22 protein-coding genes are annotated in these 24913 nt (G+C 53.4%); 5 read left to right on the forward strand and 17 right to left on the reverse strand.

Features of this window, described 5'->3' with window-relative positions:
- Positions 1 to 20 precede the first annotated feature (20 nt).
- From arnF to arnB, 7 genes are read right to left on the reverse strand one after another with little or no spacing between them, the layout of a single operon-like run.
- Complete coding sequence (arnF, locus tag ACPUC7_RS21275) at positions 21 to 389, reverse strand: 4-amino-4-deoxy-L-arabinose-phosphoundecaprenol flippase subunit ArnF (protein WP_494924416.1); 369 nt, start codon at positions 387 to 389, stop codon at positions 21 to 23.
- Complete coding sequence (gene arnE, locus ACPUC7_RS21280) at positions 386 to 718, reverse strand: 4-amino-4-deoxy-L-arabinose-phosphoundecaprenol flippase subunit ArnE (RefSeq protein ID WP_494924417.1); 333 nt, start codon at positions 716 to 718, stop codon at positions 386 to 388. The genes arnF and arnE overlap by 4 nt, the downstream gene beginning before the upstream one ends.
- Positions 715 to 2376, reverse strand: a complete 1662-nt coding sequence (gene arnT, locus ACPUC7_RS21285) for a lipid IV(A) 4-amino-4-deoxy-L-arabinosyltransferase (RefSeq protein WP_494924418.1) — start codon at positions 2374 to 2376, stop codon at positions 715 to 717. Before arnT ends, arnE begins: the two co-directional genes overlap by 4 nt.
- Positions 2377 to 2394: 18 nt before the next feature.
- Positions 2395 to 3279, reverse strand: a complete 885-nt coding sequence (gene arnD / locus ACPUC7_RS21290) for a 4-deoxy-4-formamido-L-arabinose-phosphoundecaprenol deformylase (protein WP_494924419.1) — start codon at positions 3277 to 3279, stop codon at positions 2395 to 2397.
- Positions 3276 to 5255: a bifunctional UDP-4-amino-4-deoxy-L-arabinose formyltransferase/UDP-glucuronic acid oxidase ArnA gene (arnA, locus tag ACPUC7_RS21295; protein WP_494924420.1), complete on the reverse strand. Its 1980-nt coding sequence runs from the start codon at positions 5253 to 5255 to the stop codon at positions 3276 to 3278. Before arnA ends, arnD begins: the two co-directional genes overlap by 4 nt.
- Positions 5252 to 6238 (reverse strand): undecaprenyl-phosphate 4-deoxy-4-formamido-L-arabinose transferase, encoded by a 987-nt coding sequence (arnC, locus tag ACPUC7_RS21300; protein WP_343550339.1) that lies wholly within the window; start codon positions 6236 to 6238, stop codon positions 5252 to 5254. The genes arnA and arnC overlap by 4 nt, the downstream gene beginning before the upstream one ends.
- A gap of 1 nt (position 6239) precedes the next feature.
- On the reverse strand, positions 6240 to 7376 hold the full coding sequence (gene arnB / locus ACPUC7_RS21305; protein ID WP_494924422.1) for a UDP-4-amino-4-deoxy-L-arabinose aminotransferase: 1137 nt from the start codon (positions 7374 to 7376) through the stop codon (positions 6240 to 6242).
- Positions 7377 to 7896: 520 nt separating this feature from the next.
- Between arnB and ACPUC7_RS21310 the strand changes: the two genes are divergently transcribed.
- From ACPUC7_RS21310 to ACPUC7_RS21330, 5 genes are all read left to right on the forward strand, one after another.
- Positions 7897 to 8106, forward strand: coding sequence for a hypothetical protein (locus tag ACPUC7_RS21310; RefSeq protein ID WP_494924423.1), 210 nt, complete (start codon positions 7897 to 7899; stop codon positions 8104 to 8106).
- Positions 8107 to 8517: 411 nt separating this feature from the next.
- The gene (locus ACPUC7_RS21315; protein WP_494924424.1) at positions 8518 to 8970 is read left to right on the forward strand and encodes a winged helix-turn-helix domain-containing protein; all 453 of its coding nucleotides are present in this window, start codon (positions 8518 to 8520) and stop codon (positions 8968 to 8970) included.
- A 273-nt stretch (positions 8971 to 9243) separates the two neighbouring features.
- Positions 9244 to 10044, forward strand: a complete 801-nt coding sequence (locus ACPUC7_RS21320) for a prepilin peptidase (protein ID WP_494924464.1) — start codon at positions 9244 to 9246, stop codon at positions 10042 to 10044.
- Positions 10045 to 10424: 380 nt separating this feature from the next.
- Entirely contained in the window at positions 10425 to 11810 is a 1386-nt protein-coding gene (locus ACPUC7_RS21325) for a diaminobutyrate--2-oxoglutarate transaminase (RefSeq protein WP_494924425.1), read from the forward strand.
- Positions 11811 to 11822: 12 nt separating this feature from the next.
- On the forward strand, positions 11823 to 13289 hold the full coding sequence (locus ACPUC7_RS21330) for a pyridoxal phosphate-dependent decarboxylase family protein (RefSeq protein WP_494924426.1): 1467 nt from the start codon (positions 11823 to 11825) through the stop codon (positions 13287 to 13289).
- Between the two features lie 44 nt (positions 13290 to 13333).
- On the opposite strand, the gene ACPUC7_RS21335 is transcribed toward ACPUC7_RS21330, so the two are convergent.
- From ACPUC7_RS21335 to ACPUC7_RS21380, 10 genes are read right to left on the reverse strand one after another with little or no spacing between them, the layout of a single operon-like run.
- Positions 13334 to 14944, reverse strand: a complete 1611-nt coding sequence (locus ACPUC7_RS21335) for a mechanosensitive ion channel family protein (protein ID WP_494924427.1) — start codon at positions 14942 to 14944, stop codon at positions 13334 to 13336.
- A 25-nt stretch (positions 14945 to 14969) separates the two neighbouring features.
- A complete protein-coding gene (locus ACPUC7_RS21340) occupies positions 14970 to 15980 on the reverse strand; it encodes an HAD family hydrolase (protein ID WP_494924428.1) in 1011 nt (336 codons plus the stop codon).
- Entirely contained in the window at positions 15980 to 16996 is a 1017-nt protein-coding gene (locus ACPUC7_RS21345) for an oxygen tolerance domain protein (RefSeq protein ID WP_494924429.1), read from the reverse strand. Before ACPUC7_RS21345 ends, ACPUC7_RS21340 begins: the two co-directional genes overlap by 1 nt.
- A complete protein-coding gene (locus ACPUC7_RS21350; RefSeq protein WP_494924430.1) occupies positions 16993 to 18519 on the reverse strand; it encodes a vWA domain-containing protein in 1527 nt (508 codons plus the stop codon). The genes ACPUC7_RS21345 and ACPUC7_RS21350 overlap by 4 nt, the downstream gene beginning before the upstream one ends.
- Positions 18516 to 19493, reverse strand: a complete 978-nt coding sequence (locus ACPUC7_RS21355) for a vWA domain-containing protein (protein ID WP_494924431.1) — start codon at positions 19491 to 19493, stop codon at positions 18516 to 18518. Before ACPUC7_RS21355 ends, ACPUC7_RS21350 begins: the two co-directional genes overlap by 4 nt.
- Positions 19486 to 19926 carry a DUF4381 family protein gene (locus ACPUC7_RS21360; RefSeq protein ID WP_494924432.1) on the reverse strand — a complete coding sequence of 147 codons (441 nt, stop codon included), beginning with the start codon at positions 19924 to 19926 and terminating at the stop codon, positions 19486 to 19488. The genes ACPUC7_RS21355 and ACPUC7_RS21360 overlap by 8 nt, the downstream gene beginning before the upstream one ends.
- Positions 19907 to 20833: a DUF58 domain-containing protein gene (locus ACPUC7_RS21365; RefSeq protein ID WP_494924433.1), complete on the reverse strand. Its 927-nt coding sequence runs from the start codon at positions 20831 to 20833 to the stop codon at positions 19907 to 19909. The genes ACPUC7_RS21360 and ACPUC7_RS21365 overlap by 20 nt, the downstream gene beginning before the upstream one ends.
- Entirely contained in the window at positions 20833 to 21831 is a 999-nt protein-coding gene (locus ACPUC7_RS21370) for an AAA family ATPase (RefSeq protein WP_494924465.1), read from the reverse strand. The genes ACPUC7_RS21365 and ACPUC7_RS21370 overlap by 1 nt, the downstream gene beginning before the upstream one ends.
- Entirely contained in the window at positions 21831 to 23123 is a 1293-nt protein-coding gene (locus ACPUC7_RS21375; protein ID WP_494924434.1) for an anaerobic sulfatase maturase, read from the reverse strand. Before ACPUC7_RS21375 ends, ACPUC7_RS21370 begins: the two co-directional genes overlap by 1 nt.
- A gap of 54 nt (positions 23124 to 23177) precedes the next feature.
- On the reverse strand, positions 23178 to 24764 hold the full coding sequence (locus tag ACPUC7_RS21380) for an arylsulfatase (RefSeq protein ID WP_494924435.1): 1587 nt from the start codon (positions 24762 to 24764) through the stop codon (positions 23178 to 23180).
- Between the last annotated feature and the right edge of the window lie 149 nt (positions 24765 to 24913).

Below are 24913 nucleotides of genomic sequence, written 5' to 3' on the forward strand. Positions count from 1 at the left end.
CGCAATCTTATTATCGCCATTCAAGATGACCGCTTCGGCAGCGAAACCAGCAGCAAACCAATCACAATCAGCACCACGCCGGCGAAACTGCTCCAGCGGAAGGTCTCGCCTAACTCTGGCAATGAAATCGCCGCCAGCCACACCAGTACATAACTTAAACTCAGTAACGGATAAAGCCGATTAAGCGGCATGTGGCGCAGCGCCAGCATCCAGCACAACATCGACAACGCGTAAGCCCCGAGTCCCACCGCTAACATCAACAACGTGGAGAGATGCTGCAACAGCAACACTTCAAGCAATGGCGGGAAATCTTGCATCGCCATGCGCAACACCAATTGCGCCAGCGACACCAGCAGCACGCTGCACATCGCTAATAGCAGCCCTTTCATAGATGACTTCCCATCAGCGCCACGCCTGCGACAATCACCAGCGTACCGATCCATTGCTGCAAGCTGTAGGTTTCACGCCAAATCAGTTTTGCCGCAATCGCTACCAGCACAAAGTTGAGACTGAGCATTGGATAAGCAATGCTGACCGGCACCACACGCAATACCGCCAACCACAGCAACATCCCCACGCCGAGCAGCAAAATACTCAGCGCCAGCCATAGGATAAGCGCTTTTTTGCCGTGTCGAGTGCCGAGGTACGCCGCCTGTTTCTGGCACAACTGCGCGGCGCAACTCAGGATGCTTACCAATAGAATCAACAATAAATTCATGGCTTCGCATCGTAGCCGTAGTACACCAGGCGGCCCTGACGATAAACATCATCCGGCTCCGGCAAGCGCACATCTGGCGCTTTTTCGTTCGAGTTCAGCATCATGATCAACGCGACTTTGCCCTGACGACGGTGCACTTGCAGCCAATCGGCAAACGCATCAGCATCTATGTAGTGTGATTGCGCATCCGGATAACTCAAGCCGTATTGCAATTCGCCTTTGGCATCATAGAAATTGATGTCACTGCGCTTCAATTCCCAGGCAACCGCTGACGCCACGCCAGGATTATCTGCCAACAGGAAACGGCTTTGTGCCAATTGATCATGCACCGCGCTGACAAAGCTTTGCGGCTGCTTGGAGTCGCGCACTTTGTTCGGAATGGCGAACCCAACCAGCAACGCCAATGCCAGCGGACATAATGCCGCCAGTTGCCAGCGTCCGTTTTCCGGCTTGCGGCTCATCCAACCCATCACGCCCCAGCCAATGAACGCCAGCGCACCACACAGCACGCCCACCATTTCATCGCTGGTATACACCGGACGATGTGATACGCCCCACGGCGCAATCACCACTAGCACAACCAACGCGGTGATAGCGCCAAAGATCAGGTTGATCCAGCCATTCACTTTCAACGCGTTGATTACCTGCGCTGAACCGCTGTGCACGTAATGCGCCATCAGTAGCGCCAGCGGCGCGAAACACGGCAAGATATAGGTTGGCAGCTTGCCTTTGGCGATGCTGAAAAACAGCAGCGGCAAGATGACCCAACTCAACAAATACACCGCACCCGCATGCTGCGAGCGCTGACGCCATGCGCCAGCCAGCGAACCCGGCAATAACGCCAGCCACGGTAAACAGCCGCCCAGCAGCACCGGGATGTAGTACCAGAACGGCGCTTTGTGTTGCGCATCCGACTCGGCAAAGCGCTGAATATGCTCAACCCAGAAGAAGTAGTGCCAGAAGTTGGCTTCTTGTTGGTTGATCGCCAACGCCCACGGCGTGCTGAGCAGAACGGCAACCACAATGGTCAGCGGTCCCCAGCGCAGCAGTTCCATGAAGCGACGTTGCCAAATCATCCACGGCACAATCGCTAACACCGGCACCGCTAAGGCGAGGAAACCTTTGGTCATAAAGCCCATTGCGCAGGCGGCACCGAGCAACAGATAGCCACACAAACGCTGCTGCGTGGTGCTGGCCTGCGCCGCTAACCAGAAGCTGCACATCGCCGAAACCAGCCACAACAACAGAATGGGATCAAGCACCGCATAAGTGCCGACGCCATAAACCAACAGCGACGTCAGGAAGATGATGCTACCGGTCAGCGCTATTTTGCGGCTGGCAAACATCTGTTTACCCAGCCAATAAATCAGCAGTGCACTAAAAATGGTGCTGAATATTGAACCGGCGCGCACACCGAAGTTGGTGTGGCCGAACAGCAACTGGCCAATGTTATTAACCCAATAGCCGGCAATGGGTTTTTCGAAGTAGCGCAAATCGAAGAAATGCGGCACCACCCAATTGCCGCTAACCAGCATTTCACGGCTGATTTCGGCATAACGGGTTTCGTCCGGTTGCCATAAGGCGCGGAATTCAATCGGGATCAGGTAGTAAAGTGCAAAGAGTGCAATCAGCCACGCGGTTTTGGTGCCTATACGCATTTAAACAGTCCTAAAAAATTATCCCTGGCAGCCCAGCCAACCTTCACGTCCGGGAATATGCCCGCGCACCACTTTGCCTTCCGGCAAGGTACTGAGATCGTCCGGCAGTAATTCGCTTAACGGGCAGAAACGAATACCATTTTGTTCTGCTCGCACCAGCAGATCGGCAAACGCTTTCAAGCCTACAATCCCTTCGACCTCGGCATGAATGGTGTAAACCGGTGAACCTTGCGCCGCCAGCATTTGCTCGAGAATGAAATCGTTAAAACCCTCGGCGCTGACAGATTGGCCAACCACTTCGTCCCAGGTTGGCAACGTGACAGGAATCTGCACTGTGCCAAGAGTGCCATCCGCCATGCGCGGCAAAAACGGCCCGCAGCCGCGACAATCGCTGTTGTAATGGAAACCAAACGTCTGCTTCGCCGCTAACACACGACCATCAGCACGCCAACCGGCTACTGCGGAACAGGTGACATTGTCACCAATAATCGTTTCAAGCGCTTTTTTGCCACGACCAATTTGCTCTAACAGCTTCTCTTGCGACCACACACCAGCCCAGGTTTGCCATGCAAAGTGATCCCATGCATGTAAGCCTACTTCGTGATGATCGGCGGTGGCGCTGATAATTTCCTCAAGGCCGCGACCAATGTCGCGTCCCGGCCATGCTGTTCCTGCCAACAGAATATCCCAGCCGTATAACGATGCCGCGCGCGAGCGCAGCATCTTCCACAAGAATTTTGGCTTGAGAAGACGCCACAAGTGGCGTCCCATGTTGTCTGGACCAACGCTGAAGAAAAAACTGGCTTGAAGCTGATGCAAACTGAACTGCTCTAACAAGGCGGGAACCCCTTTTTGGGTGCCACGCCAGGTATCGACATCAACGCGCAAACCTACTTTTTTCATGGCTTATCCTGCAACTCGACGGTGCGCAGGAAGAAGTCCAGCGTGTTATCAATGGTGGTATCCATCTCAACGGTAGGCGTCCAATCCAGCAGACGGCGCGCGTTTTTGATCGACGGTTTGCGGTGTTCCACGTCCTGATAACCTTTACCGTAATAGCTGCTGCTTTCCACTTCACGGAAACCGGCGAACGGTGGGAAATTGCTGCGCAGCGGGTGACGCTCAAAGCTCGCCAGCAGACGTTCTGCCAACTCTTTGATGCTGGCTTCGTTTTCCGGGTTACCAATGTTGACGATCTGGCCGTCGCAGTTATTGTGCTTGTTCTCGATAATGCGGAACAGCGCTTCAATGCCGTCGCGGATATCGGTGAAGCAACGTTTCTGCGCACCGCCATCGATCAATTTGATCGGCGATCCTTCTACCAGGTTGAGGATCAACTGGGTGATCGCGCGTGAACTGCCGATGCGTGCGGCGTTGAGGTTGTCGAGGCGCGGCCCCATCCAGTTAAATGGACGGAACAGCGTGAAGCGTAAACCTTCTTTCTCGCCATAAGCCCAAATCACGCGATCCAACAGTTGTTTGGAAACCGAATAGATCCAGCGCTGTTTGTTGATCGGGCCAACCACCAGGTTGGAATGATCTTCGTCGAAATGTTGGTCGGTACACATGCCATACACTTCAGACGTGGATGGGAAGATGATGCGTTTTTTGTATTTCACGCAGTCACGAATGATTTTGAGGTTCTCTTCAAAATCGAGTTCGAAGACGCGCAGCGGATTACGCGTGTACTCAATTGGCGTTGCAATCGCCACCAGCGGCAGCACCACATCGCACTTCTTAATGTGATATTCGATCCACTCAGAGTGAATGCTGATATCACCTTCAACAAAGTGGAAGTGAGGACGATCGAGGAAACGACTGATGGCATCAGAACCGATATCTAAACCGTAAACTTCGAAATTGTCATCCTGCAACAAACGCTCGGTTAAGTGGTTACCGATAAAGCCGTTAACGCCGAGGATCAGCACGCGCGTGCGACGTTTGATCGCAGCAACCGGCTGCGAATACAGCAACGCGCCTTTCACCACACCGAGGCTTTGTGCCAACTGACTGCCGTTCATGTAAACGCCATTGTCCGTTTGGCCAGTGACGATTTCCAGCGCACCTTCGCCGCAGGCAACCAGGAACGGTTCAACAGACAGCACAGTACCCGGTTTCGCCGCTGGCGCATCCGCATGAACACGCCCTTTCCACACGGTAAATTTCACCGTACCAACAAAAGCAAACGCGCCCGGCCACGGCTCACTGACCGCACGTACCAGGTTGTTAACCTGCTGCGCGGAGTGTTCCCACTGGATACGGCCATCGGCAGCGGTACGGCGTCCCACCACAGTCGCTTCGCTGTGATTTTGCGGCGTTGCCACAATCTCACCACGCTTCAGCGCTGGCAAAGCAGATTCCAGCACTTGTGTGGCACAAACCACCAGTTTGTTATGCAGCGTCAACGCGTTGTCTTGATCATCAATCGCTACACGTTTTTGCTCAATGATATCGCCGGCATCGGCGCGTTTCACCATGCGGTGCAAGGTTACACCGGTCTCTTTTTCACCGTTCACCAGCACCCAGTTCAGCGGTGCGCGACCACGATATTTTGGCAGCAGCGAGCCGTGCAGGTTAAACGCACCAACACGCGCGGCGTTGAGGATGTCGTCGCTCAGCAATGCACGGTAATAGAAGGAGAAAATCATGTCCGGTGCCATGGCTTTAATGCGATCAACCCACAGCGGGTGGTTCACATCTTCCGGCGCATACACCGGAATGCCATGCTCTGCCGCCAGGCGCGCAACGGATGGAAAAGCGTGGCTTTCCGGCGAGGTATCGGCGTGAGTGAAAATGGCGCTGATTTCAAAGCCAGCATTCAGAAGTGCAGAGATCCCCGCACAGCCCATTTCGGCATAGCCAAAGACGATAGTTTTCATTGTTCAATTTCCTGTACCGAAGCGGCATTTTGCTGAGAATTAATTACACGTTGAATGAAGTAACGCGGACGTGCGCGCACGTCGTTGTAGATGCGTCCGATGTATTCGCCAAGTAAGCCCATACCGATAAACTGCGCGCCGACAAAAATGAACAGCACGGCAAACAGCATGAACACGCCGTCACCGGCCCAACTGGCGCCAAGGAACAGACGCAGCACAATCAGAATCAGTGAGAAGGCGAAACCGGCCAGCGCAATCAAACTGCCGACAATACTCAGCAGGCGCAGCGGCGTGGTGGTTAAGCATGTCACCAGGTCGTACATCAGGTTAATCAACTTCATAAAGCTGTATTTCGAATCGCCAAACTCGCGCTCGGCGTGTTTCACCGGCAGCTCAATGGTGCGGCGCGCAAAGGTGTTGGCGAGGATGGGAATAAAAGTGCTGCGTTCATGACAATTCAGCATCGCATCAACAATGTGACGGCGATAAGCGCGCAACATGCAACCATAATCGCCCATCGCTTTGCCGGTAACGCGCTGGATCAAACCGTTGATGGTGCGTGACGCGCGGCGGCGGAACCAGCTGTCCTGGCGGTTCTGACGCACGGTACCGACGACGTCGTAACCTTGCAGCGCTGCGTTCACCAGATTTGGAATCTCTTCCGGTGGGTTTTGCAGATCGGCATCCAGTGTGATGATCAAGTCACCCGTCACATGGCTAAATCCCGCCATGATCGCCGAGTGCTGGCCATAATTGCGGTTGAGCAACACGCCAACCACATGGCTGCCAGGCATATCCGCGGCGTCGGCGATCATTTCGCCTGATCGATCGCTGCTGCCATCATCGACCAGCAGAATTTCGTAGTCCAAACCGACTTGAGCACAAGCGGCATCAGTACGACGCACTAACTCGGGCAAACTTTCCTGTTCGTTGTACACCGGGATAACCACGGAGACTTTGCGAATGGCTTTTTCTTCCAGCATTTCAAACTCCAGCGATTTGACGCAAAGCGCTAATCACGCGTGTTACATCGTCGTCGCTCATATCAGGGAACAAAGGTATTGAGCAAATGCGATCGCTATTCCATTCCGTATTCGGTAATGAAAGGTCGGGATAACGTTCGCGGTAATATTTGTGGGTGTGTGCGGCGCGGAAGTGCAGGCCGGTGCCAATGTCTTGCGCTTTCAAGGCTTCCATCAATGCATCGCGGCTGATGCCACATTTCGCTTCATCCACGCGAATAATAAACAGATGCCAGGCGTGCTGATGCGCCCAGGCGGGCTGAGCCAGGGGCAGGAATGGTGTGTCGGCCAATTCAGTCAAATAACGTTGTGCAATCTCAGCGCGGCGCGCATTAATCGCCGGCAGTTTGCCCAACTGCACCAGCGCAATCGCCGCGCTGATATCAGGTAAGTTGTATTTGAAGCCCGGCATGATCACTTCTGCCTGCGGCTTGCGACCATGCGTTTGACGATCATAAGCATCTACGCCCAAACCGTGGAATTTCAGACTACGCATGCGATCGGCCAATTCCGCATCATCAGTGACAATCAGCCCACCTTCGGCGCAGGTCATGTTTTTAATCGCGTGGAACGAGAAGATGGCGGTGCCCTGATTGCCAACGTGTTGCCCGTCGTAATAGCAACCTGCGGCGTGCGCGGCGTCTTCAATCACCGGAATGCCATGACGTACACCAATGGCACGTATCGCGGCAATGTCCGCAGGCGCACCAGCGTAATGCACCGGAATAATCGCGCGGGTACGCGGCGTAATGGCAGCTTCAATCGCTTCCGGCGTGACCATTAATGTGTCGCGGTCAATATCGATCATCACCGGAGTTGCGCCAAGCAGCGTAATGATATTGATGGTGGAAACCCAGGTAAGAGAAGGCGTAATCACTTCATCGCCAGGCTGGATGCCCAACGCGAGCAGTGTGACGTGCATTCCTGCGGTAGCGGAGCTAACTGCGATGGCATGTTGATTGCCGGTAAGTGTGCAGAAAGCCTGTTCCAATTCGGCACATTTGGGGCCAGTGGTGATCCAGCCAGATTCAAACACCACTTTTACTGCTGCTAACTCTTCCTCACCCAATGACGGGCGCGAGAATGGAAGGAAATTCATAACCCTACCTTAACTTTTAGTTCCGCAAATTGCTTGTGATTAAACCAACCTCAACATCAGGCTATCACGCGCATCATTAGCCATCCGTAACCAACTGATTAACCACAAGTTAAACTAGCATCTTCGTTATAGCACAAAGTGCTAATTTAAACCGTAGTACATAAAACCATAAGCAGTACTTTTTTGTTTATCTGTGAACAAAAATACGTGGGAAAACTTAACGCAACATTAAATGAAGTAAGCGAAATCTGGCTTTTTTCCTGGTTGTTGAAGATTGGTAGAGGAAAAAATGCCGATTCGCAGCTAGCGATTAGTGGCGATCAATGTTGCATCATGATGATGGTGTAGGTCAGGGAGTAAACGATGGCGTTTAAACGGATGAATTGTCCCTAAGATCAGTGAGAAAAGAGAAAGTTAAACAAGCCGTTAGCGCTTTACCTATACTCTTCTTAAGGTTAAGTTAAGCTTCAAACCCTACTTTGTGTCGGGCTATTGGCTGATGATCGAGGAGGAGAAAATTATGCGAACTAATAATGACCGGCTTGCTCAGGCTGCACTGCGGCGACATCATATTGGCGTGAAGACCAAAGGTCTGCGCTATCGCGGTGCTTTGTATGTGTTCCGCTATAACGCGGGCCAATACGATGTGTTCCTCAATAATGATCGCGTGATGTCGCTCGCCACCAGCAACGTACAGGAAGCGATTCAAATGTTTAAACAGCAGTCGTAATTATTACGACTGTTTTATTTAACCTGCCTTAGCCTCCGCTGCATGTTAGTTTCAGAACCCCTCCAAACTTCATCCTAAAAATTCGAGAGTGCTCTCATAGTGATTGTACTGCTCATACTTTACATTAATTTTGAAATGCTCTTTTTTATGCTCCTTAATTTTTTGCCAAATTGGCTTTATTAGGCTGGGTAGTTTTTCGCCCAGCCATTTTTCTTACGGAATTACAATGTTAACAAGACACTCAAAATCGCATTGTCTCCCTATGCTGTTAACCGTTGTTAGCACCAGTCTATATCCTTAGTACTCAGGTTTTCGCTGAGGCAACTCACTGCCTAAACCCAAGAGGATAAGCAGTGGCGCACTAATGTTTATGGCTTGGTTAAATGACCGGTAGCAACTTGAGGAGGATACATGATCACCAGTGAACAAATCATTGCTTTAGTCAATATTGAAAAGCAAGACTTTAATAACGTCTTCTCTCTTGACTGTCACTATAATCGCCTGCATTTTACTGGCATTAATATCAGTATCAGCTTAAGTGAAACGCAAAAAAGGTTAATGATTTGCCTATTAAACAACATCACATGCAAGCAAGATATTATAAAAGTAGTATGGAATGATGAATATGATCGCATTCGGGATAATAACTATCACCAATTAGTTTTTCAATTCCGCGCATTGTTGCAACGCAACGGCTTGCCGCAAAACTTAATTGTCACTATTCCTTATTATGGTCTAAAAATAAATGAGCCTTTACTGATAAACTTAAACAATTGCAATGCGCATTCTAACGGTAACTCTCCCCCCCCAGAAAACCGCAAGTTGCTACCGAAATTAATTACCTTTGCCAGGTCAATTTTCTAAAGACAGCTCGTTGCACTCTCCTGCTCGTCTCAAAGCCAGTACATGTACTACTGGCTTTAAACCTATGTCACACGTTTTGTTGTTGTTATCTCTCTCCCCTTGCGATACTGCTCAGAAAATTGCGTGAAATAAGGCTGCAACCGCAACACCCGCTAGTGCAATGCAACAATAACCATTAACGTCTCTGGCTCCAGATCTCGCTTAGCGAGCGTGCAATAAAAGAAGGCACTTGAGATGGAACAGGGAATCGTTAGCTGTTTGCTAGGCTCTTGGATGTTGAATGAAGTCCCATTGGTGGCTTTAGCGAGTCTGGTTGCACTTGCAATCGGTAGTTTCATTAATGTGGTAATCTATCGCCTGCCACAGATGCTCCTTTATCCCAATCAAGATTTAAGTCTTATCGCGCCACGTTCGCAGTGTCCAAACTGCCAAGCGAAGATTCTATTACGCGATAACGTCCCGTTGATCAGTTGGCTAGCATTACGTGGGCGCTGTCGTCACTGCAAGAGTCCAATCAGTGTGCGCTACCCGATTACAGAGTTGGCTACATTGATCCTTAGCTTAGTGCTGGCTGGGTTGTTGCCATGGAATCTGACATTAGTCGCAGCATTGCTGCTGTGTTGGATGTTGCTGCCGTTAGTGCTTATCGATATTCAACACCAGCTTTTGCCCGATATTTTAACGCTTTCATTATTGTGGCTAGGTTTGCTATGCCACACTTTTTCTATGATTCCCGGAACGCTGAGCGATGCGGTATTGGGCGCAGTAGCCGGATATCTATTGCTGTGGCTATTAGCCACTGTTTATCACTGTTGGAAAGGAATCGCGGGTTTGGGGCTCGGCGATGCCAAACTCTTCGCGGCACTTGGCGCATGGTTAGGCTGGCAAGCATTGCCCAACATATTATTGATTGCGGCAACCAGCGGCATCGCTTGTGTTTTGCTGCGTTATGCATTTTTCCATCGTCCAATAACACATCCCCTGCCTTTTGGCCCGATGCTGGCTTTTGCGGGCATTATGACGTTTATCCCTGAACTGATGCAGTTCGCTGAAGGGACAGCAACGAGGCTTTAGCTGCTACCACTCTTTGAACCTGCTATTGGCTCTAACTGGCAGGATGCATGGACCTAACTCGGTGGTGGCCTCAAGCATTAATCGCTGATTTTTAGGTCCTAACGAAACCGCAATGGCAGCTGAAAAGCTGCCATTTTTCTGTCATAGATGAAAAAAAGAGGTTCTATTCATTTCGGCATGCTGCTGGCGAAATAATCTAAGCGCCGAATTCTTCAGCAAATCCCTGATTCATATAGCTAAGCGGTAAATAATTCTAAACAAAATTAATCATTGTGATGTGGGTCAAAAGGCTCTATATTGGCGGCGTTTTTTCACAGCTGTTACTTTTTTGTTCAATTAGTCAATTGGCGAGCCACACGAGCCCCGGTTGAAGGAGAGATATGATGACGGATAAAGTCCGTATTGATAGTTTTGGTGCCAATACATTTAACGGAAACAACGACGCATTCTTAGCCCGTCAGGCTGAGTTTGAATCAAACGTCAGGAGTTACCCGCGTAAATTGCCTTTAGCAATCGCTAAAGCCCATGGCGTGTGGATCACAGATGTTGAGAACAAACAATATCTTGACTGTCTGGCTGGCGCAGGGACGCTGGCACTGGGTCATAACCATCCTGAAGTTCTCCAGAGCATTCAAAATGTCATTACTAGCGGCTTGCCGTTACATACTCTTGATCTGACTACGCCACTGAAAGATCAGTTCTCAGAATCTCTGCTCTCGCTGTTGCCAGGCCAGGGTAAAGATTACTGCTTGCAGTTCACCGGCCCTTCTGGTGCCGATGCGGTTGAAGCAGCGCTGAAACTGGCTAAAAAAGCCACTGGTCGTAGCGGCGTGATCAGCTTCTCTGGCGGTTACCACGGTATGACGCACGGCGCACTGTCCGTGACCGGCAACCTGGCACCAAAAGAAGCGGTTGATGGCATGATGCCAGAAGTGCAGTTCATGCCTTATCCGCATCAGTACCGTTGCCCACTGGGTATCGGCGGTGAAGCGGGCGTGAAAGCGCTGACTTACTACTTCGATAACCTGATCAACGACGTTGAAAGCGGCGTGCGTAAGCCTGCGGCAGTGATCCTTGAAGCAGTTCAAGGTGAAGGCGGCGTGAACCCTGCTCCGGCTGAGTGGCTGCAACGCATCCGTAAAGTGACTCAGGAACACGGCATTCTGCTGATCCTCGACGAAGTTCAGGCTGGCTTTGCCCGTACCGGTAAATTCTTCGCCTTCGAACACGCGGGCATTGAGCCAGACATTATCGTGATGTCTAAAGCCGTTGGCGGCGGTCTGCCACTGGCCGTTCTGGGTATCAAAAAGCAGTTCGACGTTTGGTCTCCAGGCCACCACACCGGCACCTTCCGTGGCAACCAGTTGGCAATGGCCACCGGCCTGACCACGCTGAAGATCCTCAAAGAGCAGGATATTGCTGGCAAGGTAGCGGCACAGGGCGAATGGCTGAAAGAGCAACTGGCTGCGATGCAGAAGCGCTTCCCGGTTATCGGCCACATTCGCGGTTTGGGTATGATGATCGGTATCGAGATCGTTAAACCAAACGAAGCGGCCGATCACATGGGCAGCTTCCCGGCTGACGGTGAACTCTCTGCGCTGCTGCAGAAGAAGTGCTTCGAAGCAGGTCTGATTCTGGAGCGCGGTGGCCGTCATGGCGCAGTCTTGCGTCTGCTGCCTTCACTGCTGATCACCAACGATGAGTTGGCGATTTTCCTGGATAAATTTGAGCAGGCGCTGATTGGCGCTGGCGTCAAACCTGTTTGATTGGAAAAGTAAATGTCTGAAGTAAACCCGATTCTGGCCGCCTCTGCACAGAGCATTGAGGCGTACCAGCAGGCGATTGCCCAAAGCAGCGCCGCGGTTGTGCAGTGGCTGCAACAGCCTGAGATGTATCAAGGCAAAACGGTTGCCGAACTGCGCGAGCGTATCACGCTCGACTTCAATCCAAACGGCCTGGGTAACCAGGCCGCGATTGAACGCGCGATTGAATATTTCCTGAAAGACAGTCTTTCAGTGCATCACCCACAATGTGTGGCGCACCTGCACTGCCCTAGCTTGGTGGTAAGCCAGGCGGCAGAAGTGCTGATTAACGCCACCAACCAGAGCATGGATTCGTGGGATCAGAGCCCTTCCGCCACCATCATTGAGATCAAACTGATCGAATGGCTGCGTGCGCAAGTGGGCTATCCAGCGGGCGACGCAGGTGTATTCACCAGCGGCGGTACGCAAAGTAACCTGATGGGCTTGATGCTGGCGCGCGACGCGTTCTATCAGCGTCAAGGTCACTCGGTGCAGCAGCACGGTATCACTGGCGATCTGCGTAAGATCAAGGTGTTGTGTTCTGAGAATGCGCATTTCTCCGTGCAGAAGAACATGGCGCTGCTGGGCCACGGCTATCAGTCTGTGGTGCAGGTGAAATCTGACGAATTCGCCCGTATGGATGTAGTAGACCTGAAAGCCAAACTGGCGCAGGCCGAAGCTAACGGCGAACAGATTCTTGCAATCGTCGCAACCGCTGGCACCACCGATGCGGGTGCTATCGATCCGCTGCGTGAAATCGCTGGTATCGCGGCTCAGCACAACATCTGGGTGCACGTTGATGCAGCCTGGGGCGGCGCGTTGTTGCTGTCCGAGAAGTATCGCGATTACCTTGATGGCCTGGAGCTGGTGGATTCAGTAACCTTGGACTTCCACAAACAGTATTTCCAGACCATCAGCTGCGGCGCGTTCTTGCTGAAAGACGAGCGTCACTATGAGCTGATGCGCTATCAGGCGGCTTACCTGAACTCTGAGTTTGACGAAGAAGCAGGCGTGCCGAATCTGGTGTCCAAATCACTGCAAACCACGCGTCGTTTCGATGCGCTGAAACTGTGGATGGGTCTGGAAGCGCTGGGTCAGAAGCAGTATGCCGCGATCATCGATCATGGCGTAACGCTGGCGCAGGAAGTGGCGAAGTTTGTGACTTCTGAACCGCGTCTGGAACTGGTCATGCAGCCACAACTGGCTAGCGTGCTGTTCCGCTATCGTCCAGAGCAACTGACCGATACCGCGCAGATTGCCCTGTTCAACCAGCGTATCGGCGATGCTCTGCTGGATTCGGGTCGCGCCAACGTCGGTGTGACCGAGAATCAAGGCGTAACCTGCCTGAAGCTGACCTTGCTGAACCCAACCGTTACGCTGGAAGATGTAAAAGTCTTGCTGGCCCTGGTTGAGAAAACCGCCAATCAGCTGCTGAACGCTTAATACTGCGAACAGCTAAAAAGGGTGCTTATCTAAGCACCCTTTTTTTATTTGCTGTCATCCGCTTTAGCCGGTGGCGTAAACCAGTTATTTCTCGCCACCATTACCGCTTGTTCGGGCTGGCTAATAAAATTAGGCGACATGATCTGTACGCCAAATTCATTAAACACATCCTGAATATGGCCATGCAGTGTACTTCGTACTCCCGTTAGTGATTCGCCAGCGTTAATTCGCACCTGCAACTCATAGGCGATGTACCAATCCTGCAATGCCAACTGACGCACAATGGGCGGAATGTCATGTTGAAGGCCGGATGTGCGATGAGCAGCCAGTTCCAACATGGCTTCAACCTGTCGCCAAGGCGTGTCATAGCCGATGGTTACGCTGGTGGTCATATTGACGCCCTCGCCTTTCAGCGTAGCACTGAGATTGACAATTCTGCCACTGACCACCACCGCGTTCGGTACCGTGACTTCGTAATTTTCCCGCGTGACAATCTTGGTCGCCAACATGCCCACTTCACTTACCACGCCTTCATGTTCCGCAATTCGAATCACTTCGCCTTTACGCAACGCCCGCGAATACGTCAGTACCAAGCCACTCATGGCATGATTCATTACGCCAGCGGAACCCAAAGTCAGCATCAAGCCAAAGAACACGCTGATGCCTTTAAAGGCCAGCGAATTGGCGCCTGGCAGAAAGGGATAGGCCGCCGATAAAGCGAATAACCAAATCACCACGCTGATCAGTTTGCGCGTCACGCCAACGGTATCTGGATGCAGGCCCGGCAAATGCAATTGTCCGGTCTCGACACGCCTGAGAACCAATTTGAGCAGGCGCGTTACCAATGCCGTAACAGCAAATATCACTGCAACAATCACGATGCCCGGCAATGCGGATAGCACCGCCAATCCGAGCCCTTGTAATAGTTCCAATGCATAGCCGCCTAACTCGATGCCCCAAATACGCGTCCATGGGAACAGTCGCAGCACCCAACTCACCCAAAGGTAAAACGCCACAATAATGGCTGAGGTGAGAACCAGCGCGTATAAGCGCACTTCGATAGGGCCGAGAAAAGCCCGCAACATGCTGGACACTCGATGTTGTGGCAGAGCGCGTCGCGCCGCATATTTGCGTTTCAACCATGCTTGAGAACGCAGGCCGAACAGCATAAATGCCGCCAACAACAGCGCTCCCAAAAGCGCCTTGCCGCTGGAGAGCAGCAGATAATGGGACGAATATTGTTCTGCGAGAGACAGACGCAGCGCATCCAGACGCTGCCGCACGCGTTCCGCCGCTTGCGCCAGCGTTAAGTCATCGCCTTCATCGAGATCGCCTTGCGCCAACAACATGAAAGGTTTGCCGTTAATCGAAAACAGCACGACGGGCTGGCCATAACGGGTTAAATCGTGGGTTTCAACGGGCCGAGTGAGGTCATTATCTTGCAGTGTTCGAACGGTACTAACGATACGCTGCACCCGCTCTTCCGGCGTAGTGAGACCAAATTTCGCCTGTAGCATGACAACGGGCTGATTAAGTAGCATTAACGTTCTCTCCTGTTCTTGCGGCGATGGTGACTGGCGCGGCTCGGCACCCTGCGCCCAAGGTAAAATTAGCAACATCAGGCAACTGAATAGGCACGCCAATGCACTCTTCATACCTTCTCCCGAGACCGTGTTTTCGTCAGTTTCTGATTTTTTCCGGCACGCACAGTGCCGGATCAAACACCGTATTCCAGTCCTGCTTCATATCCACGATCGTCCAACCCTGTTGCGTTGCCAGCGTAAGTCCTTTCACCAGTTTGCCGCTGGCGGGTGGATGATCGTCATACGCGTATTCCCGCGCGGCATCGGTGTGGTGCAGCAGCAAACCAAAGGTTTTGTAATGTGGATTAGCCGAGGTATATTGCAGCATCGGCACATCGCCGTCGCTATTACCAAACGCAGCCACCGGCTGCCGTCCCATAAACAGATGGATGGCGACCGGCTTCATCACTTCGTCATCGTAAAACGCCCCATTAAGCGTTTTACGCAATTGCGTGCCGTTGTCGCTGATCGAGAATTCACTCAATGAGAACGATCCCACCACTTGTTCGGGCGGAATGCCGTACATCTTCTGCGCTAACACGCGCATGAAATCGATGCCGCCGCCGGAAACGATCCAGGTTTTAAACCCGTTGGCGCGCAGATAATCCAGCAATTGCCGCATCGGCTGATAGCCAAGCTGATCGTAGCGGCAGCCAAAGCGTGCATGGCGCTGTGTCTCAACCCAATGACTCAGGCGCTGCGCAAAGTCGTCGGTGGTCATGCCGCTGTGGGTCAGCGTCATCAGATGCATCAAGCCCTTCTTACCTGATTGCATTATGCTTTTCAGATCGTTATTGATCACCGCTTGCACCAACGCATCCTGTTTCCACTGCGGCTGTTGCGGGGCCAAACGCTTAATTTCATCGAGCACAAACTGCAACTGAAAGGTAAGCGGCGCTTCCGGCCACAACGTACCGTCGTTATCAAACACCACGAAGCGCTGATCAGGCGGAATGAAATTCTTGCCATTGGTTTGTGTCGCTTCAGTAACCCACTTTTCAATCGATTGCTTGCTTTGTCCCTCATTCCAGCTGCTGAGTGGATCATCAGCGGCACAAGCCACTCCCAGCGGTAACGTCAACAGCAAGGCGAGTAATGCGCGTTTCATTATCTTTTCCTTTTAGTTGGAGTGAGATCGGGCAATGCCACCACGCGCCAAAAGTCATGCGTAAGCGCAACAACGCGGCGTAAGGCCCGCCCAAGCTGATGACGGAACAACAACGCCAGCAGCAGCAACAGCAAAAAAATCGCCCCCCAGATTAACCACGCTTCCCACTGGAACGGCGGACGCGCTTTCAACGCCTGTTCGCTGCCCGCCGAACGTGCGGCGGCAAAGGTATAATGCGCGCCGGGCAGTTCGGCGAGTTGCCACTGTTGTTGTCGTGTATCCCACCAGCGCAGGCGCATTGGCGGGATCGTCAATTCACCCGGCTGTGCAGGCAAATAACGCAGCCGTTCCTGACGCTGTGCGCCGACAATTTCATCGCGGCCCTGTGTCAGATCGCTGTTCGCCGCTGGCAAGCGCTGCGTGTCGGTGCCGGGAATGGCATACAGCAATTGCGGAATTTGCGCGGCAATAACATCGTTGGCGCGCAGGGTGACCACGCGCTCAATCACATCACCAACATGCAACTGCTTATCCTCAACTGCGCGGTAGATTTTCCATTGTTGCGTCAATTCAAGTTTGCTGGCGGGTAAGAATCGATCCGGCTGGCGCACATCAACCGGCCAAACCACCGCTTTCGCCAGCTCAGGCAACGACACGGTTTTCGGTGGTTGATTCGCGGATTGCATCACCACATCCACCGCGGGAAGGCGCAAGCTGCCTTGATCCCATGTCAGGATCTGCCGCTCCATGCGGATGCCGCTCCAGCTCACGCCGCCGCTATTGCGGGTGACTAGCTGATTTGGCAGCGGCGTGCTGAGGAGATTACCGTTCTCGATCACCATTTCCGGCCACTGCGGCGGCGGATTAAACCAACTGTCGGTCCAGAAGGTGATGGCAACAGTCACCGGCTGCCCCGGCACCAGATGCGCTGGCGCGACCAGTTCGCGCGTCATATTCATGTCCGCTCGCGCGGGCAGAGATAACAACACCAGCAAAGCCATCAGCAGCGTCTTCATGGTTGCTCCGCGGGGGTTGCATGATAAAGGTTTTCCAGTAAACCACCGGGTGAAAGCGTGAGGTTGTTGTACCACTGCTCCGCCGCGGGCGCGGCAGCGGCAATCGGTTTGATATCCCGTTGATTGACGCCCTGATCGGGTTTGAGATCGTGTTTGATCGCATCGGGATCTTCATCTTTTTGTTCATGCTGATCGGCCTGACGATCCCGCTCCTGCTGGCGCAATTGCATGATGATCTGCGCAATCTTCGCCCGGTTCTGCTGCGCCATCTTCCATTCCGGTTTCAGGCTCAACGCCTGATCGTAACTGTTCAATGCCTGTTGCCAGGATTTCTGCTGCGCATAGCAGTTGCCGATCCACAGCAAACTCTCAGCGCTTGGTGCTAACTGGCGAAACGCGCCCAGCGCCGCGACATAATCCTGTGCGTAATAGAAGGCGATGCCACGCCGTAAAGGATCCTGAAAATGATCGGCCGCCGCGCCATATTCGCCGCGCTCAAAAGCAAACTGCCCTTGTACGTCGGGACGAATCCAGGCATCCAGCCAGGACGCAGCACTGCTCGGTGAATAGAGCATCGCGGGCAGAATCAGCACCAGCAGGCACAACATCTGTTGTCGCCACACCAGTAGCAATAACAGCATCGGCATAACCAGCAGATAACCACTGTTCTTCCATTGCAAATCTTCGCGACTGTTTTGCTGCGCCGTCACGCTTTGCTGGATGTGGTTACGGATGGCAGCCAAGTCGTCGTCCTCGGCTGAGACCAGCGTTACCGGAATACCGGCATCACGCGCCTGCTCAAATTGCGCCACGTTGAGTCGCGTATCAATGCCCTGCGCAGCGAACTCATCCGGTAAGCTGCCGCCGCGCGCCGTGCCAGGCACCCAGATTTGCAACGGCAAATTCTGCTGCTTCAGCCAATCCAGCTCTTGCGGCGACAGATGATCGGCGATGAGGATAATGGCCCGAGGCGCATCGGCTGCCGGCGGGAGATTGTTTTGCGCCAGCGTAACGGCGCGCTGTAAACCTGCACCGGGTTCTTGCGGCAGTAATGTCGGCTGCTGCGCGTTTAAAAACAGGGAGAAGAAATCGCTATCGTTGGTCAGCGGCGTGGTGAGCCAGGCGTTGCCGCTGTAAACCACCAGGCCAAAATGGCTACCCGGCAACTGCGTCATCAGTGCGGCAATTTTCTGCTGCATACGCTGATGGCGGCTCGGCGGTACATCCTGCGCCAGCATGCTGAGATCCTGCTGTAAAACCACCATCACGTTATTTTCCGGCGTAAAAGTCGCGGGCAACTCACGCTGCCAACTCGGCCCGGCCAGTGCCAGTACGCCAAAACCCACTAACCACGGCAGCGCCTGCCGTGCCGTTTTACGTTGGCCTTTGATTAACGCCTGAGCAAAGGGCTTCGCCATTATCTGATGCCATGCGCTGCCCGCCTGGCGGAACCCGAAGTAAAGCAGCGGGCAAAGCAGCAATCCCACTAATCGCCACGGATAAAGGAAGTGAAAGTCGTTCATGCGCGTCGCCTCGCAACCATGCTGAACACTCCGGATAACAACATCAGCGTTAACGCCAAAGATAACGGCCAGGCAAACAGTGGACGATGCCACGACAAACCGAGCGTTTTGACCTGTTCCGGCGTTTGCGCATCAATTTGTTGCCACACCTGCGCCAGCGCATCGCGTTGCGTGGCGGCTCGCCATGCATGACCGCCGGTAACTTGAGCGATGTTATCCAGTAACACGGTATCGACCTTCTCTTGCTGATCGCTGTTCTCATCACCAAAGGCGATGGTGTGCACCATCACGTGATGTGATGCCGCCAACTGCGCCGCGACTTTGGGGTCTGGTTTTGAAGCGGTGTCGTTGCCATCGGTCAGCAAAATCGCCATTTTCGATGCATCACTTTCCAGGCTGTGATCAAGCAGTTTTACCGCCACGCCTAACGCGTCGCCGATAGCGGTTTGTTGACCAATCATGCCGGGTGCGAGCTGGTTGATGCGAAATTGCAGCGCCTGTTTGTCTTCGCTGATCGGCGCAAACGGCCATGCCTGGCTGGCAAAAATCACCAGGCCGATGCGATCATTTTTGCGCTGAGTAATAAAGCTGCGTACCGTTTGCTGCACCGCTTGCAGCCGCGTTTGCCCATTCTGCCCGTCGTTCTTTTCCATCGAGCCAGACACATCAAGGATCAGTACGATGTTGCGCATCGGTTTGATCAGCGTTTTAGGCGGCATCAGATATTCAGGGCGCGCCAGCGCAAACACCAGCAAAACCCATACCGCCCAAAACAACAGACGTTGCGCGATGGCGGGCTTAGGCGCCGCCTGCGTCAATTGCAGTTCCTGAGCCAGAACCGGCAGAAACGGCACGCGCACCTGCTCACTGACCTGCGGCTGCGGCGTGATGAAAAAATGAGTGAGCAGCGGTAAAAACAGCGATAAGAAGGCCCACGGCCAGGCAAAATCGATGCGTGATAACCATTCAGACATGAGGCAAACTCTCCAGCCAGTGGCGCATTTGCCCAGCAACCCGCTGATTGGTCTCCGCATCCAGCTGATTATCCTGCTGACAATAACGGTGGCACATCAGGTTTCGCACCTCATCATCCAGCGAGGTATGCGCCAGTAGCTGTTGCGGCGTTTGCCATTGGCTGACTTCGGCGCGTGAATGCTGCACCAGCAGCACCTGTTTGATTAATAACAGCCAGCCATCAACCTGCTGCTGTCGCGCCAGTTGTTTGCGCGCTTCGCGCCGCCAGCGATTACGCCGGTAACGTGCAAGTAACAGCAACGCGCCAATGATAATCGCGATCAAGAGCAGCACGCCCAGCAGCGTCCAGCCGGGCGGCAACGGAAACCACGACACTTTTCCTGGCAGCGCCGGATGTGCCAGCTCCGGCGTGCTAAATCCTTTTGCCAGCATGCACGTCCTCCTGCTGAAGCTGCGTCAGCACTGCCTGACCGGTGACGATGGTTTTGACCTTCACGCCAACACGTTGCAATCGCCGCTGCTGCTGCGACAGGCGTTCGGTCACGCTGTGATTGATGCGTTCGCCGAGTGGCGTAGAGAGCGAGATCGTCGTGTTGACGTCGTGGTAATAAGCGCCAAGTTGTCCCCGCGCAGGCAGGCGGCGATGCAGGTCGTCGAGCGTGACAAACGCAGTGATCTCACAGCGGCGACGAAGATGGGCCAGCAGCGCATCGCAACGCGCATCAAGATCGTGAAAATCACTGATAATCCCCAGCCAACTGCCGGACGGCAGCAAGGCGACGATGCGCTGAAGCGCCTGAGATAGCGACACGCTTGAAGAATGATTTTGCGCATAATGTTCAGGAAGCGCGCTGTTGATGCGCTGGATGTCGTTGAGGATTGGCATCAGATTACGTTTCGGCGCGCGGCAGGGATGCAGCGCCAGTTCATCATCACCTAAAATCGCGCAGCCTAAGCGGTCGCCGTCATGCCAACTGCGCCAGGCGAGCAACCCGGCGATGTTGCCCGCCGCCACCGATTTCATCTGCAAGCTGGTAGCGAAATACATATCCAGACGTTGATCGAGCAGGATAAACACCGGACGCTCGCGCTCTTCGTTGTACAACCGAATCCACGGTGAGCGCAGACGCGCCGTGGCTTTCCAGTCAATCAGCCGCACATCGTCACCCGGCTGATAGCGGCGCAGGCTGTCAAAGTTCAAGCCGCGCCCTTGTTGCCGTGATACGCGTTCACCAGTCAGCGCGCCGGGCGGAATCTGTCCCGGTGGATTATCCAGGCGCTGTGCGTCAGCCGCCAGCGCCAGCAAATCGGCCAGTTCAAGCGTGAGAGGAGTTGCCATTACGCCACCACTGCGTTGAGCAGCAGGCCAATCGCCTGATCCGGCGTGCAGTTGTCAGCATTGGCCTGATAGCTCAACAGCAGACGATGACGCAGCACCGCCGGGGCAATGCGCTGAATATCTTCAGGCAACACCGCATCACGCCCATCCAGCCAGGCGCAGGCACGGCCACAGCGATCCAGCGCCAGCGTGCCGCGCGGGCTGATGCCGAGGCTAATATAGCTGGCAAAAGTTTCACTGACCTGTTCAGGATGGCGCGTCATTTCCACCAGATTGACAATGTATTGTTCAACCGTCGGCGCGACATAAATTGAGGCGATATCGCGCCAGTAAGCGGCAATATCCTGCTGGCTAATCAGTAACGCGTCGCGTTGCGCGGCAGAGCTTGCCGCTGGAGTTGCCTGATATTTGGCCTGTTGCTCGGCGCGCACCAGTTGCATCACCAGCTGCTCATTCTCTTTGGACGGATAATCAACCATCACTTTCATCAGAAAGCGATCCAGCTGCGCCTCCGGCAACGGCCAGGTGCCCTCTTGATCGACCGGGTTTTGCGTCGCCAGCACCATGAAAATGCCCGGCAGCGGCCAGGTTTTTCCCGCTACGGTGACGTGGCGCTCTTCCATCGCTTCAAGCAGCGCCGATTGCACCCGTGCAGAGGCGCGGTTGATCTCATCCGCCAGAATGATGTTGCCGAACACCGGACCTGGGCGAAACCGGAACTGATCCTCTTCGCGCGTGGCGTTCTGCTGATAAATTTCGCTGCCGGTAATGTCCGAAGGCAACAGATCCGGCGTGAACTGGATCCGGCGAAATTCACCTTCAATATGGCGCGCCAGTTCGCGAACGGCACGGGTTTTCGCCAAGCCAGGTAAACCTTCCAGCAATACATGCCCGTCACACAGCAGCGCCACAATCAACATCCGCACCAGCTCCTGCTGACCGATCACTTGTTGGTTCATGCTGGCTTCCAGCGCCAGCAGCTTTTCACGGTTATTCATCATGCTTGCTCCACCGGCTGGCGTTGCAGCAAGGTTGCGATACCAACCAACATCGGCTGCGCATAAGCGAAGAACGCTTTAATGCCGGGGCACAAATAATTCATGCCCAGTTCGCCCTCTTCGCTTCTGACGATGCGGTTTTTGGGGCATTCGCCATAACACAGTTTTAAATACGGGCAGCGTTTGCAGGCGGCGGGTAAGGTATCGCGCTTACCTAAGCCAAAGGCTTTTTGCCGTTCAGAAAACGCCATGTGCGCCAGCTTGGTGCTTTGCACATTGCCGAGTTTGTATTCGGGATAGACGTAATGATCGCAGGAAAAGATGTCGCCGTTTTTCTCAATCGCCAGCCCTTTGCCGCAAAACTCCGAGGTGATACAAATCTGCGCTGGCATGCCCATGGTCTGCGCTACCGCCGTTTCAAACAGATTGACCTGTACGCGACCTAAATCGTTATTCACCCACTCTTCGAATACTGCAATCAGGAAGCGGCCCCAATCATCCGGGTCCACCGACCAATCAGTGACGATGGAGTCGAGATCGCCGGGGCGCGCACGGCGAGAACCGGTAAGTGGAATGGTGTCATCACGCCAGAATTGTGGTGCGGTGTGTTTGAAATCCACCGGTTCAACGCAGGGATTGAACTGAATATAGGTGGCGCCCAATTCACGCGTTAGGAAGCGGTAGACCTCAAGCGGGAAGCGCGCGTTGGTGCGGTTAACGGTGACCAGCGCATTGAAGGGCACCTGATGACGTTTCAGTGCCGCCACACCAGCCATCACTTTCTCGAACGTGGGTTTTCCGCTGCGCGTGACACGATAGCGATCGTGCAGTTCCGCCGGGCCATCAATGGAAATCCCAACCAGAAAATGGTGTTGGCGCAGAAAACGTGCCCAGTTGTCATTCAGCAGAATGCCGTTGGTCTGCAAATCGTTTTCGATGCGCTGCCCCGGCTTTTGGTATTTGCGTTGCAGCGCGACGATTTTTTCAAAATATTCCAGCCCCATTAGCGTCGGTTCGCCGCCTTGCCAGGAAAATACCACCTGTTCGCCATCCTGACTGTCGATGTATTGCCGGATAAAGGTTTCCAGCACCTCATCACTCATGCCGCTGTGTCTGTCCTGCTCCAGCAGCTGCTCTTTATGCAGGTAAAAACAGTAATTGCAGTCGATATTGCAACGCGATCCGGTTGGCTTGGCCATCACATGAAAACGACGCGTGTACGCCGGGCCTTTACCATTAAATTTTTCTGCCGTCGGCAGAGGTTTGACCGGCACAGTGGTGCTGTATTTCATGATCGCCTCCTGAATACCGGGTGAATCACATCACCCGGTGTGGTGGTCAGAGCATCAGTTAGTGGCCGGGCTGCCTTCATCAATCATTTTCTGTACATCAGAAACGGTGAATGAACCCGGTTTTTGCCGTGGAGGGAAATCTTTGAAACTTTGCAGCATCTCCGCAGCGTATTTCTGCGCCCCGCCCAGCAGGAACAGACGATCATAGAACCAATGGTTGTAATCCATCCCATCGGTGCCTTTTTCCAGCGGATCGATTTTCAGGTCAAAGATCAGCGGTACACGCAGTTTGACGAACGGATATTTCCACACGTCCATGCCGCTATGTTCCTGAATCATGAAGTGCGCCTTCCAGCGACCGTAGCGCATCGCGAGCAGATCGCCGTCATCGCTCCAGTAGAAGAACTCTTTACGTGGATCGTCCTGGGTTTTACCCGTGAGGTAATCAAGCTGGTTGTAGCCATCCAGATGCACTTTGTAGGTCATCGCGGTGGTTTTGTAGCCTTTCAGTAACTGCTCTTTAATGTCCGGCACACCCGCAGCGGCCACCAGCGTTGGGAACCAGTCGTTGCTGCCAATGATGTCGTTAACCAGCGTGCCCGGTTTGATGTGCCCCGGCCATTTGATCATCGCCGGTACACGGAAGCCACCTTCCCAACCGGTGTTTTTTTCACCGCGGAATGGCGTGATACCGGCATCCGGCCAGGTGGCGGTCATCGGTCCGTTATCGGTGGTGTAAACCACGATGGTGTTATCTTCGATGCCAAGATCTTTAATCTTTTTCAGCACTTCACCGATGATTTTGTCATGCTCCACCATGCCATCGGCATAATCACCCAATCCGGTCACGCCTTTATCCGCCGGTTTAATGTGGGTTTTATTGTGCATACGCGTGGTGTTGTACCAGGTGAAGAACGGCTTGTTGGCTTTCACCTGTCTTTCCATGAAGTCGTTGTTGGCCGCCAGCGTCTCTTCATCCACCGTTTCCATACGCTTGATGTTGAGCGGTCCGGTATCCTCAATTTTTCCGTCCGCGGTGGACTTAATCACGCCACGCGGGCCGAACTGTTTCTTGTATTCCGGATCTTGCGGATAGTCCGGGTTCTCCGGTTCTTCTTCCGCATTTAGGTGATAAAGGTTGCCCATGAACTCGTCAAAGCCATGTGCGGTCGGCAGAAACTCGTTGCGATCGCCAAGATGGTTTTTACCAAACTGGCCAGTGGCATAGCCCAACTGCTTGAGTATGCTGGCGATGGTGGGATCTTCTTTCTGCAATCCTTGCGGCGCGCCAGGCATGCCCACTTTGCTCATCCCGGTGCGGAACGGCATTTGACCGGTGATGAACGATGATCGACCGGCAGTGGAACTTTGCTCGGCGTAATAGGAAGTGAATTTCGCCCCTTCGGCGGCAATGCTGTCGATATTCGGTGTTTGATATCCCAACATTCCCTGGTTGTAGGTGCTGAGATTCCAATAGCCAATATCATCGCCAAAGATCACCACAATATTGGGTTTGCCCTTATTTTGTTCGGGCGCGGTAGCAGGTTGGCTATTGTCCGGTGCGGCTTGCACACTGAAAGAGCAACAGGCAACCGAGAGCATTGAGGCTAACATCGTTTTGCAAAAAGGCATTCGAGTCATTTTGCACTCCACTATTTAATAGGCCCTTGAACGGCTGGACTAAGGGTTGTCCGCCTGGAATAGTCATAAACTGCCGATCTCTTCACCTCCTTAGTTAATGAGCTGCACGTTGTTGCTTAAGGTAAAATTCAGCGTGGAGAAGTGGCGCA

It is taken from the genome of Pantoea sp. CFCC18179, from assembly GCF_059412405.1.